Here is a 12,231-nt window from a genome sequence, read left to right as displayed (position 1 = left end):
CCGCATGCAGTTCAGCTTAAACCCCACTGCTCAGCGGATACAGCAGCTCCTCCTTGTAGCCCGCCCAGACCCGCACCACGTCGGGAAAGCCATCGTCCAGCTCGACATCACCGGTATCGACCAGCAACGGCCGCCCCTGCAGGGTGCCGAGCTTGCGCTTGGTCGCCACCACGCGCAGGTGCTCCAGACCGACGGCGCGCAGCACCCGTGGGCTGATCTGCTGGTTGCCGCGGCCGAGGATATGCCCCTGGCCGCCGATGGCGGTGACCAGCAGGCGCGCCGGATGCCCGGCCACCAGCTCATGGAGCTGCGCCTCGCTGACATCCCGGGCCACCACCTGGCCATCCTCTATTACGTCGACGCCCAGCAGCGTGGTCTGCAAGCCCAGGTTCTGCGCCAGGCCGTGCAGGGTCGAGCCGGGGCCGAACACGTAGCGCACGCCGGGCTCCCAGCTGTCCTCCAGCCAGGCCGCCAGATCGCTCAGGACCAGCTCCTCGGACTCCATCCCGGCTTGCTTGACCTGCTGCACGAAGCCACCCTCCTCCGGCACGCACAGCTCGCCATACCAGCGTGCCGCCACCCGCCCGTCGCGCAGCGCCGCCTCGTCGATATCGCGCACCTCGCCGCTGGCCAGGCGCACCAGGCCGCCCTCGACCAGGCGCCGGGTCAGTTCGCCGGCCGCCCGCGGGCTGATCGCATAGACCCCGGAGTGGATCTTCACCCCGGCCGGAATGCCCAGCACCGGTTGGCCTTCGCGCACCGCGGCGCAGACGTCGCGGGCCGTGCCGTCGCCTCCGGCGAAGAGGATCAAGGCAACCCCGGCATCCTGCAGGGCCGCGACCGCCCGCCGCGTGTCATCCGCGCTGGTCGCCCCGGCGCCCGGCTCGCCAAGTACATGATGGATGAAACCCATCTCGGCCAGCAGATCGGCGCCCATAGCGCCGGGAAAGGTCAGGAACTCCAGACGCTCGCGCACCGGCAACAGGAACTCCAGTGCCGTGCGCGTACGCTGCGCCGCCTTCGGCTCGCTGCCCAGGGCCAGGGCCTGTTCGGCGACGCCGTCGCTGCCCTTGAGCCCTGCGGGGCCGCCGAGTCCGGCCAGCGGGTTGATGATCAATCCCAGGTGAAACCGTGACATAACCACCTCGTTAGACCTTCGCTGCGGCGAAGGGGTAAACTGCTTATGTTTTTCTGGCACAGCAGGTGCTTGCTCATTGCACGATTGTAACTCGCGACGGATTACCGTCGTCCCAGCCTGTCACTGCGCGTTCACGTTGATCGCTTAGACTGCATGCACCCACCGATGAGGAGACACGACATGAATTCGCCCAAGCAGAGCTCCGAGCACCCGAACGATCAGGCCGAAGCGCAACAGCCGGTCGGCGGTGCGATCATTGATGCCGAAGGCCATGAAGTACCGATCACCGAAGGCATGATCCAGCAGGCCTGCGAAGAGCTGGACAAGGAATTCGTGGTACCCGACGGCCCGGCGAAGTAATCCGCCCCTCTTCCAAAGCCCAGGCCCCGCCTGGGCTTTTTCTTGCCCGCGGATGGGCGGCCACTAGCACAAGGTGGCGCCCAGGGCCTTGACCAGTTGCGCCAGGTGCGGCGCCTCGCCCTGCACGGCGACCCGCAGGCCGTCGATCTCCCGACGCATCGGATAGTACTTGCGCAAGGCATCGAACGCCGCCCGCCGACTGGCTTGGTCGCCCTCCAGGCTGCGGCGAAAGTCGGCATCGTCGCGACGTGGGTCGTACACCGCACGACACAGGCTGGCCAACGCCCAGGCAGGTTCAGCCGCGCCGTCCAGATGCAATTCCGAGAGCCAGGGCGCCGGCATCAGCTCATCCAGCGCCTGTTCCGGCGCACGCCCCAGGTACCGGCAGACGGCCTGATAGATCTGCGCCGTGCCGCGCAGCTTGCCGTCCAGGCTGTAGCCGGCGATGTGCGGAGTGGCGATCTGGCACAACGCGGCCAGCTCGACATCCACCTGCGGCTCCCCCTCCCAGACATCCAGCACCACCTGCAGGTCGCCGCGCCCCGGCAGCAGTTGGCGCAGCGCCGCGTTGTCCACCACCGCTCCCCGACTGGCGTTGATCAACCAGCAGCCGGATTTGAGGCGCGCCAGCCGCGCTGCATCGAACAGGTGATGGGTCGGATGCTCACCCTCGCGCGCCAGTGGCGTATGCAGGCTGATGACGTCGCACGCCTGTATCAGTTGGTCCAGGTCGACGTAGTCGCCGCCTTCGGCGGCCTGCCGTGGCGGGTCGCAGACCAGCACACGCCAGCCCAGCCCACGCAGCACCTCGACCAGGCGCGCGCCGACCTGGCCGGCGCCAACCACCCCATAGGTGCGCGCGGAGAGGTCCGCGCCCTGGCGCTCGGCCAACGCCAGCAGGCTGCCGAGCACGTAGTCGACCACCCCGCGCGCGTTGCAGCCCGGCGCGCTGGCCCAGCCGATACCGGCCTGCTGCAGGTAGTCCAGGTCGAGGTGGTCGGTGCCGATGGTGCAGGTGCCGACGAAGCGCAACGCGCTGCCTTCCAGCAGGGCCCGGTCGACCCGGGTCACCGAACGCACCAGCAGCAACTCGGCATCGGCCAGGGCGGCGCGGTCGATAGCGCGGCCAGGGTAGCGATGGATCTCGCCGAAACCGGCGAAGAACTCATCGAGCAGGGGAATGTTCTCGTCCGCGACAATTCGCATGGCAGGGCTCCACAGTTCAGGCCGTCATTCTAAGGCAGCCGGGCCGCCAGCGTCGCCCCGCGACTGTTCCGTCGAATCAGGCCGTTACTGCGTTTCCTGACTCAAGCGTCAACGGGTAGACTGCGCGGTTTTCCCAGCACCTCGATGGATCACCCCTATGCCTGCCCAATCGCGCCTGCGGCGCGTGCGCACCGAACTACGCAGCCTGCTGTTGCTGGCCACGCCGATCATCATCGCCCAGCTGGCGCATACCGCGATGGGCTTCGTCGATACCGTGATGGCCGGCCGGGTCGGCCCGCGCGACCTGGCCGCGGTGGCACTGGGCAACTCGATCTGGGTGCCGGTGTTCCTGCTGATGACCGGCATCCTCCTGGCCACGACGCCCAAGGTCGCCCAGCGCTTCGGCGCCGGTGAGCAGCCCAGCATCGGCCCACTGGTACGCCAGGCGCTGTGGCTGGCGCTGGCAGTCGGGGTGGGCGCCGCCGCGCTGCTGTGGAACGCCGGGGGCATCCTGCGGCTGATGGACATCGACCCTGACCTGATCAGTCCGTCCATGGGCTACCTGCGCGCGGTGGCCTGCGGCTTTCCCGCGGTGGCCCTGTTCCACGTGCTGCGCTGTTTCAGCGACGGCCTCGGCCATACCCGTCCGACCATGGTGCTGGGTCTCATTGGCCTGCTGCTGAACATCCCGCTGAACTACATCTTCATCTACGGCAAGCTCGGCCTGCCCGCCATGGGCGGCGTCGGCTGCGGCTGGGCCACCGCGCTGGTGATGGTCTTCATGCTGCTGGGCATGCTCTGGTGGGTAAAGTGGGCCCCCTATTACCAGCCGAGCCTACTGCTCGAACGCTTCGAGCGCCCCAACTGGCCGGTGATCCGCAGCCTGTTGGCGCTCGGCCTGCCGATGGGCATCGCGGTGTTCGCCGAGTCGAGCATCTTCGCGGTGATCGCCCTACTGATCGGCGGCCTGGGCGCCACCGTGGTGGCGGGCCACCAGATCGCCCTGAACTTCAGCTCCATGGTGTTCATGATCCCCTACTCCCTGGGCATGGCGGTCACGGTGCGAGTCGGCCAGGCCCTGGGCCGGCGCGACCCGCGCGACGCCCGTTTCGCCGCCGGCGTCGGCATGGCCAGCGCGCTGGCCTATGCCTGCCTGTCCGCCAGCCTGATCCTGCTGCTGCGCGAGCAGATCGTGCAGATCTACAGCCCCGACCCGGCGGTGATCGCCCTGGCCGCGACATTGATCGTCTACGCCGCGCTGTTCCAGCTCTCCGACGCGGTGCAGGTCACCGCCGCCGGCGCCTTGCGCGGCTATCAGGACACCCGGGTGACCATGCTGCTGACCCTGTTCGCCTACTGGGGCATCGGCCTGCCGGTGGGCTACAGTCTGGGGCTGACCGACTGGCTCGGCGAGCCCAGCGGCCCGCACGGACTCTGGCAGGGCCTGGTGGTCGGACTGACCTGCGCGGCGATCATGCTGGCGATCCGCCTGAGCAGCAGCGCACGCAGACAGATCCGCGCGACTAAGCTGGCGCAATGAGCCCCAGATACCTGGTCCTGCTGTCCGCACTGTTGCTTGCGGCCTGCAGCCCGGCCGACGATGGCCTGGCCCTGCAGGCCGACTATCTGCAACGCCTGAACAACGCCGTCGAGGGCGACGGCGGCGAAGACTTTCAGCGCGAGCAATTGCTGCGTTACCGCCTGCCGCCTCGACGCGAACGACTGAGCGACATCCCCGAGATTCGCATCGGTCTGCTCGACCTGCTGATCGACGTACGCCGCTGTCCCGCCCTGCAGCAGCAGATCAGCCTGCGCAACAGCAGCCTCGGCAAGCAGCTGCAGGCAAGCAGTCGCCTGGCCTACGAGGGCGACCTGCTGCGTGCCCTGGAGGCCTGCAGCGGCGCGCTACAGCGAGGCGCGGACGCCGAACTGCGCGCCAACCTGGAAAGCCTGGCCGAGCAGAAACGCCGGCAACTGCCCGCGGTATTCTGGAACGCGCTGAACGCCAGTTCGGAGGTCGAGCGCTACCTGCGTTTTGCCGACCAGGCCTTGCCCACATCCCCCCAGGAGGACGACGCCGCGCTGGACGCCCTGACGCAGCTGGCCGCCATCGGCGAAGCGCTGCCGCAGCGCCTGCCGCCGCCGGTGGCGCAACTCGACCCGCTGTTCTTCGCCCTGCACAGCAGCGACCAGGGCGGCCAGTTGATCACCAGTCTGTCCAGCCTCACGCACACCCTGAACGAGGCCAGCGAGCTACTGCAAAACCGCCTGCAGCGCCGACCGCCCTGCCCCCTGGGCAGGCCGACGCCGCGCGGGCGCATCCTGCAGAATATCTTCGTCAAATTCTATGCCGGCGGCCTGCAACCCTACCTGGCCCAGGTGCATCAACGCGGCCAGCGCTGGAGCGAGAGCCTGCGCCAGCTGAGCGCAGCGCCCCAGGCGCCGGCGGCGACACGGCACTATCTGCTCAGCCTGGCAGGACCCGGGGCGTCGCTCTGGGAGGGGTTCCAGCAGGCCAACGGGCGCCACGTGCGCGCCTGGCAACAACTACTGAAGAGCTGCGGCCTGGCGCCAGGTCAGGCCGGCTGGGATGGCCAGGCCGCGAGCAGCGACCAGTAGGCCGCCGAGAGGTACTCACGGCCCGCCAGCAGGTGATCCAGGTAATCCCTGGCCGGTAGCAGCCCGTCCTGGCGGAAGGCCGGATTGGCGATATACACCCAGGCCGGCTGCACGCCCCGGGCGGTGAGGACCGGCAGGCGTTCGCGGCTGTAGTAGACGGGCGTACCCTCGAACGGATCGAGCTTGGCGATCTCGTTCGGCTCGGCCAGGCGATAGAGCACCCCCTCCACCACGCTGTCACGCTGGTGACGGATGTTGGCATAGGCGCAATCAGGGCGATCCACCGCGCGCTTGTTGAAGCACAGCGCATAGCCCGGCAGTCGTCCCGGCATGGCCTCACGCACGCTCAGGCCACGTGCCTGCATGCGCGCCGGGTTCATGTTCGAGCCGTAGGCGAAGTACCAACCCATCAGTCGACCTTCTTGCGAATCCAGTACAGGTAGGTGCCGGCGTCTTCGGCCTGCTCCAGCAGCTCGTGGCCGAGGAACACGCAGAACTTGGGGATGTCGCGACGGGTCGAGGGGTCGGTGGCAATCACCTTGAGCAGGCCGCCGGCGGGCAGGTCGCGCACCTTGTTGTGCAGGAGCATGACCGGCTCCGGGCAATTCAGCCCAGTGGCGTCGAGAAGATCATCGTGCATGGCATCGGTTTGCAGGGACATCGGCAGACTCCAGAGACAGGCTGCTATTCTGGCGCAAAGCTGACCTCCAGGTCACCTTTGCCGTGCGATTCGGGGCGACCAGGGAGACGCGCGGCAGGTGGCATGGACGCTCGGCACCGCCCCTTCACCCGAGCCGCGCAGGTCGCGATCATGCCCATCGCAGAATTCGAGCGCAATTGGTGCCTGGTGCGCCTGGACGACAACGGCAACGAGTTCGTCGTGCGCCGCGACCTCACCCGCGCCGAGGCTGAGGCCTTGGCCCGCGAGTTCGAGGCCCACGGGCACAAGCAGAGCTACTGGGTCAGGCGACAGCCAGGCGAACCAGAGAGTCGCTGAAGCAGCCGCGGAGCGAATCCTTTACTTGCCCAGACGGCGCAGGTGGCAGGTCACTTCCTCGCGGTCGTGGTAGAGCTGCTTGCAGGCGATCGACACCTTGATCTTGCGTGCGGCGAAGGCGTCCTCGAGGCGCTGCAGCAGGCGGCGCACCTCGGCATAGCGCTGCTTCATCGGCAGCTTGAGGTTGACCACCGCCTCGCGGCACAGCCCTTCACCTATCCAGGTCTCCAGCAAGGCGGCGCTGCGCGCGGGTTTCTCGACGATGTCGCAGACCATCCAGTCCACGGTCTGGCGCGGTTTGTAGGTGAAACCGTCGACCATCAGGTGCTGGACCAGGCCGGTGTCCATCAGGCTCTGGGCCATGGGGCCGTTGTCGATGGCGGTCACCAGCATGCCACGTCTGACCAGCTGATAGGTCCAGCCACCCGGGGCGGCGCCGAGGTCGACGCCGGTCATGTCACCGGACAGGCGCTCCTCCCACTGCTCACGGGGAATAAAGGTGTGCCAGGCCTCCTCCAGCTTGAGGGTCGAACGGCTTGGCGCCTCGCGGGGGAATTTCAGCCGTGGAATGCCCATGGGCCACTGCGCCGAGTTGTGCGCCTCGGCCAGGCCGAGGAACACCTGGCGACCGCTGAGAAAGGTCAGCAGCAAGCGCGGTTTGTGCGGGTCTTCGACCAGCTTGCCGGCCTTGCCCAGGGCCTTGCGCAGCGGCGCCTCGAACTTCTTGCAGAAATTCGACAGCTCCTTGCCCTCGTTGGTATCCAGCACTTCCAGCCACAGGCTGCCAAACACCGGGGCCTCGTTCAGATGCTCCAGCAGGACACTGATGCGGTCGGTCTCCGGCAACTCGACGAAGGCCCCGCGCGCCCACTGGCGTGGGAAGATCAACTGATTGAAGCGCACCCCACGCATCAGCCGCTCGGCCCCTTCGGCGTCATTGCAGATGAACTCGGCATAGGCCGAGCTGGGCCTGGCCTTGGCGTAGCCGGCCACCTGCAGGCCGGCGGCCCGCTCGGAAATTTCCGCGCAGACCTCGCTCTCGAAACCGGGACGGCAGTGCAGTAACAAAGTATTCATTGGGGGTTCTCCTCGAGGCGCGCATTCTAGCGGAGTCGGGAACCCCAGGTGGCAACGGTCTGTCCTGATAGATGGCAAGACCCGCCAAGCAGAGCTAGTTTGAAGACTCTGTTGCGTTAAATCCGGCTCGCGCCGTGCGAGTCCCAAGGAGATGCACAATGCCTTCCCTAGATAGTCTGAACAGTCGCCGCTGCCTCGTAGTCGGCAGCGAGACCTACCAGTACTTCAGCCTGCCGGAGGCCGCCAAATCCCTCGGCAATATCGACAAACTGCCGATGTCGCTGAAGGTGCTGCTGGAGAACCTGTTGCGCTGGGAGGACGGCACTACCGTATGCGGCGACGACCTGCAGGCCATGAGCGACTGGCTCAAGCGCCGCGGCTCGGAGCGCGAAATCCAGTACCGCCCGGCGCGCGTGCTGATGCAGGACTTCACCGGCGTGCCGGCGGTGGTCGATATGGCCGCCATGCGCGATGCCATGGCCAAGGCCGGCGGCGATCCGCAGAAAATCAACCCGCTGTCGCCGGTCGACCTGGTCATCGACCACTCGGTGATGGTCGACAAGTTCGCCACCAAGGCCGCCTTCGAGCAGAACGTGGCCATCGAGATGCAGCGCAATGGCGAGCGCTACGCCTTCCTGCGCTGGGGCCAGCACGCCTTCGATAATTTCAGCGTGGTACCGCCGGGCACCGGCATCTGCCACCAGGTCAACCTGGAATACCTCGGCCGCACCGTGTGGACCAAGGAAGAGGACGGCCAGGTCTTCGCCTACCCGGACACCCTGGTCGGCACCGACTCGCACACCACCATGATCAACGGCCTCGGCGTGCTCGGCTGGGGCGTCGGCGGCATCGAGGCGGAAGCGGCGATGCTCGGCCAGCCAGTGTCGATGCTGATCCCGGAGGTCATAGGCTTCAAGCTCACCGGCAAGCTAAAGGAAGGCATTACCGCCACCGACCTGGTGCTCACCGTCACCCAGATGCTGCGCAGCAAGGGCGTGGTCGGCAAGTTCGTCGAGTTCTACGGCGACGGCCTGGCCGACCTGCCGCTGGCCGACCGCGCGACCATCGCCAACATGGCGCCGGAATACGGCGCGACCTGCGGATTCTTCCCGGTCGATGAGATCACCCTGGGCTATCTGCGCCTATCGGGGCGGCCGGAGCAGCGCGTCAAACTGGTCGAGGCCTATTGCAAGGCCCAGGGACTGTGGCGCGAGGCCGGCCACGAGCCGGTGTTCAGCGACACCATGGCCCTCGAACTGGATAGCGTCGAGGCCTGCCTGGCCGGGCCCAAGCGCCCCCAGGACCGGGTGGCCTTGTCCCAGGTCAGTAGGGCCTTCGATGAGTTCATGGGCCTGCAGATGAAGCCCAGTCCCAAGGAGGAAAACCGCCTGCTCAACGAGGGCGGTGGCGGTACCGCGGTCGGCGCCGCCGAGCAGGCCGGCGAGGTCGATTACCAGCACGATGGCCAGACCCACAAGCTGAGGGACGGCGCCGTGGTGATCGCGGCGATCACCTCCTGCACCAATACCTCCAACCCGAGCGTGATGATGGCCGCCGGCCTGCTGGCCAAGAACGCCGTGGAGAAGGGCCTCAGGCGCAAACCCTGGGTGAAAAGCTCGCTGGCCCCCGGCTCCAAGGTGGTGACCGACTACTTCAAGGCGGCAGGCCTCACCCGCTACCTGGATGAATTGGGCTTCGACCTGGTCGGCTACGGCTGCACCACCTGCATCGGCAACTCCGGCCCATTGCTCGAGCCTATCGAGAAGGCCATTCAGGAGAACGACCTGACGGTGGCCTCGGTGCTGTCGGGCAACCGCAACTTCGAGGGCCGCGTGCATCCACTGGTGAAGACCAACTGGCTGGCCTCGCCGCCGCTGGTGGTGGCCTATGCCCTGGCCGGCAGCGTGCGCATGCACATCGGCGAGGAGCCGCTGGGCCATGGCAAGGACGGCAAGCCGGTGTACCTGAAAGACATCTGGCCGAGCCAGAAGGAGATCGCCGAGGCCATCCAGAAGGTCGATACGGCGATGTTTCACAAGGAGTACGCCGAAGTCTTCGCCGGTGATGAGCAGTGGCAGGCCATCCAGGTACCCGACGCCGACACCTACGCCTGGCAGGCCGACTCCACCTACATCCAGCATCCACCCTTCTTCGAGAACATCGCCGGCGCCCCGCCCCATATCGGCGATATTCACCAGGCGCGGATTCTCGCCCTGCTGGGCGACTCGGTGACCACCGACCACATCTCCCCGGCCGGCAACATCAAGGCCGACAGCCCGGCCGGGCGCTACCTGCGCGAGCAGGGCGTCGAACCCAGGGACTTCAACTCCTACGGTTCGCGGCGCGGCAACCACGAGGTGATGATGCGTGGCACCTTCGCCAACATCCGCATCAGGAACGAGATGCTCGGCGGCGAGGAAGGTGGCAACACCCTGCATGTGCCGAGTGGCGAGAAACTGGCGATCTTCGACGCGGCGATGCGCTATCTGGAAGCCGGCACGCCGCTTCTGGTGGTCGCCGGCAAGGAGTACGGTACCGGTTCTTCCCGCGACTGGGCGGCCAAGGGCACCAACCTGCTCGGGGTCAAGGCGGTGATTGCCGAGAGCTTCGAGCGCATTCACCGCTCCAATCTGGTCGGCATGGGCGTGCTGCCCCTGCAGTTCAAGGCCGGCCAGGACCGCAAGACCCTGCAACTGAGTGGCAAGGAGACGCTGAGTGTCTGCGGCCTGGACGGGGTGGAACTGCACCCGCACATGAACCTGACGGTGGAGATACGGCGCGAGGATGGATCGGCCGAACGCTTCGAGGTGCTGTGCCGCATCGACACGGTCAACGAGGTGGAGTACTTCAAGGCCGGCGGCATTCTGCATTACGTATTGCGACAACTCATCGCCGGTAGCTGAGTCCAGCGTGGCAGGGCTCCCTGCCCTGCCACAGCGCGGGCGCCAGATGGCTGATTTAGGTCAACACGGCGTGCCGCGCAGCCATTATTCTTGCCCTCAACTTTCGCTCGCGGCAGCCGACAATTCGGTATCGCCTTCAGGGACTCCTCAGCCATGCGCAACAATCAACCGATCACCCAGCGTGAACGCAGCTTTCCGGCCCAGCAGCGGCTGATCTCCACCACCGACCTCAAGGGCCAGATCAGCTACTGCAACGACGCCTTCGTCGAGGTCAGCGGGTTCAGCCGTGACGAACTGCTGCGCGCGCCGCACAACCTGGTGCGCCACCCCGATGTACCGCCGGCCGTGTTCGAGCACATGTGGAACACCCTGAGGCAGGGGCGACCGTGGATGGGCATCGTCAAGAACCGCTGCAAGAACGGCGACTACTACTGGGTCAACGCCTATGTCACACCGGTCCTGGAGAACGGCAAGGTGAGCGGCTACGAGTCGGTGCGGGTCAAGCCGAGCAGCGAGCAGGTACGCCGCGCCGAGGCGCTGTACCAGCGGCTCAATGCCGGCAAGTCGGCGGTGCCGGGCAGCGACAGCTGGCTGCCGGTGCTGCAGGACTGGCTGCCGTTCATTCTGATCGGCCAGCTCGGCTTTCTGCTCGGCGCCTGGCTCGACTCCGGCTGGGGCTTTCTGCTCGCCGCCCTGCTCTCCGTGCCGCTCGGCCTGGCTGGCCTCAGCTGGCAACGACGCGGCCTGAAGCGCCTGCTGCAACAGGCCGAACAGACCACCAACGACCCGTTGATCGCGCAGATGTACACCGACAGCCGCGGCGCCCAAGGACGCCTGGAGATGTCCATGCTCAGCCAGGAGGCCAGACTGAAGACCTGCCTGACCCGTTTGCAGGACAGTGCCGAGTACCTCACCCAACAGGCCAAGCGCGCCGACACCCTGGCGCGCAACAGCTCGTCCGGGCTCGATCGCCAACGCCAGGAGACCGAGCAGGTCGCCACCGCGATCAACGAAATGGCCGCCACCACCCTGGAGGTGGCGAGCAACGTGGCGCGCACCGCGATCGCCACCCAGGAAGCCAACCGCCTGACCAGTGAGGGACGCAACATCGCTGCGGAAACCCGCGAAGCCATCCAGCGCCTCTCGGTGTCCGTCGGCGAGACCGGCGAGACCGTCACCCGCCTGGCCCAGGACAGCAACGAGATCGGCGGCGTGGTCGACGTCATCAAGGGCATCGCCGACCAGACCAACCTGCTCGCCCTCAACGCCGCCATCGAGGCGGCGCGCGCCGGCGAGATGGGCCGCGGCTTCGCCGTGGTGGCGGACGAGGTGCGCTCGCTGGCCCAGCGTACCGCCGAATCCACCGGGCAGATCCATCAGTTGATTGCCAAGCTGCAACGCACGGCCGAAGAGGCGGTGATGACCATGGAGATCGGCCGCAAGCAGGCGGATGACGGTGTCGAGCGCGTACGGCAGGCCGACCAGGCACTCGCCGGAATCAGCGATGCGGTGGCCAATATCGCCGACATGGCCAACCAGATCGCCGCTGCCGCCGAAGAGCAGAGCGCTGTAGCCGACGAGATCAACCAGAACATCACCAACATCGCCCACCTGGCCGACCAGACCGCCGGCGAGGCCCAGAGCACCGTCCAGCTCAGCGGCGAGCTCACGGCCACGGCGCAAGGCCAGTATTCCCTGGTAGAACGCTTCAACCGCTGAGCCGGAGGCGCGCCGCCACCTGGCGGCGCGCCCGTTGCGAGCCAGGCCTGTCCGCCCTGCCAGAGTCTTTCGACCCGCCTGCCTTCGCGGCCCGAGTTATCGGGCTATTTTCCCGGAACAATACAAAAGGGGTCACTTCGCCCTGCCCGCTGCTGAAGCCTGAGCCTCAGGCTGCACGCCGGGCGCGACCAGCTATCAGGGCGATTACCCCA

Annotated in this window: 11 protein-coding genes; 6 read left to right on the top strand and 5 right to left on the bottom strand. The window is 67.0% G+C overall.

What is annotated here, in order from left to right:
• Positions 1-16 precede the first annotated feature (16 nt).
• A complete protein-coding gene (locus tag ACSX1D_RS10475) occupies positions 17-1,138 on the bottom strand; it encodes an ATP-NAD kinase family protein (RefSeq protein ID WP_439862157.1) in 1,122 nt (373 codons plus the stop codon).
• Positions 1,139-1,318: 180 nt separating this feature from the next.
• Between ACSX1D_RS10475 and ACSX1D_RS10470 the strand changes: the two genes are divergently transcribed.
• Positions 1,319-1,498, top strand: a complete 180-nt coding sequence (locus tag ACSX1D_RS10470) for a PA1571 family protein (protein WP_208706730.1) — start codon at positions 1,319-1,321, stop codon at positions 1,496-1,498.
• 63 nt (positions 1,499-1,561) lie between these two features.
• Here ACSX1D_RS10470 and pdxB read toward each other — a convergent pair whose 3' ends face one another.
• Positions 1,562-2,704, bottom strand: coding sequence for a 4-phosphoerythronate dehydrogenase PdxB (gene pdxB, locus ACSX1D_RS10465; RefSeq protein WP_439862156.1), 1,143 nt, complete (start codon positions 2,702-2,704; stop codon positions 1,562-1,564).
• A gap of 157 nt (positions 2,705-2,861) precedes the next feature.
• On the opposite strand from pdxB, the gene ACSX1D_RS10460 reads away from it, so the two are divergent.
• Complete coding sequence (locus ACSX1D_RS10460; RefSeq protein ID WP_439862155.1) at positions 2,862-4,244, top strand: MATE family efflux transporter; 1,383 nt, start codon at positions 2,862-2,864, stop codon at positions 4,242-4,244.
• Complete coding sequence (locus ACSX1D_RS10455) at positions 4,241-5,323, top strand: DUF3080 family protein (RefSeq protein ID WP_439862154.1); 1,083 nt, start codon at positions 4,241-4,243, stop codon at positions 5,321-5,323. The genes ACSX1D_RS10460 and ACSX1D_RS10455 overlap by 4 nt, the downstream gene beginning before the upstream one ends.
• On the opposite strand, the gene ACSX1D_RS10450 is transcribed toward ACSX1D_RS10455, so the two are convergent.
• Together ACSX1D_RS10450 and tusA are read right to left on the bottom strand one after the other, a co-directional pair.
• On the bottom strand, positions 5,281-5,733 hold the full coding sequence (locus ACSX1D_RS10450; RefSeq protein ID WP_439862153.1) for a gamma-glutamylcyclotransferase family protein: 453 nt from the start codon (positions 5,731-5,733) through the stop codon (positions 5,281-5,283). The two genes, ACSX1D_RS10455 and ACSX1D_RS10450, sit on opposite strands and share 43 nt — an antisense overlap.
• Positions 5,733-5,963 (bottom strand): sulfurtransferase TusA, encoded by a 231-nt coding sequence (tusA, locus tag ACSX1D_RS10445; protein ID WP_371926153.1) that lies wholly within the window; start codon positions 5,961-5,963, stop codon positions 5,733-5,735. The genes ACSX1D_RS10450 and tusA overlap by 1 nt, the downstream gene beginning before the upstream one ends.
• A 171-nt stretch (positions 5,964-6,134) precedes the next feature.
• Between tusA and ACSX1D_RS10440 the strand changes: the two genes are divergently transcribed.
• Entirely contained in the window at positions 6,135-6,320 is a 186-nt protein-coding gene (locus ACSX1D_RS10440) for a hypothetical protein (protein WP_439862152.1), read from the top strand.
• Positions 6,321-6,341: 21 nt separating this feature from the next.
• On the opposite strand, the gene rlmM is transcribed toward ACSX1D_RS10440, so the two are convergent.
• On the bottom strand, positions 6,342-7,397 hold the full coding sequence (gene rlmM, locus ACSX1D_RS10435; RefSeq protein WP_439862151.1) for a 23S rRNA (cytidine(2498)-2'-O)-methyltransferase RlmM: 1,056 nt from the start codon (positions 7,395-7,397) through the stop codon (positions 6,342-6,344).
• Positions 7,398-7,555: 158 nt separating this feature from the next.
• Here rlmM and acnA point away from each other — a divergent pair, with 158 nt between their 5' ends.
• Together acnA and ACSX1D_RS10425 are read left to right on the top strand one after the other, a co-directional pair.
• Positions 7,556-10,300, top strand: coding sequence for an aconitate hydratase AcnA (gene acnA / locus ACSX1D_RS10430; protein ID WP_439862150.1), 2,745 nt, complete (start codon positions 7,556-7,558; stop codon positions 10,298-10,300).
• Between the two features lie 153 nt (positions 10,301-10,453).
• Positions 10,454-12,019: a methyl-accepting chemotaxis protein gene (locus tag ACSX1D_RS10425; RefSeq protein ID WP_439862149.1), complete on the top strand. Its 1,566-nt coding sequence runs from the start codon at positions 10,454-10,456 to the stop codon at positions 12,017-12,019.
• Positions 12,020-12,231: the final 212 nt, after the last annotated feature.

This window comes from Pseudomonas sp. MBLB4136 (genome assembly GCF_051904765.1).
GTDB lineage: Bacteria > Pseudomonadota > Gammaproteobacteria > Pseudomonadales > Pseudomonadaceae > Aquipseudomonas.
The sequence above is the reverse complement of the archived record's forward strand: the minus strand, read 5'-3'. Positions and strand labels throughout refer to the sequence as shown.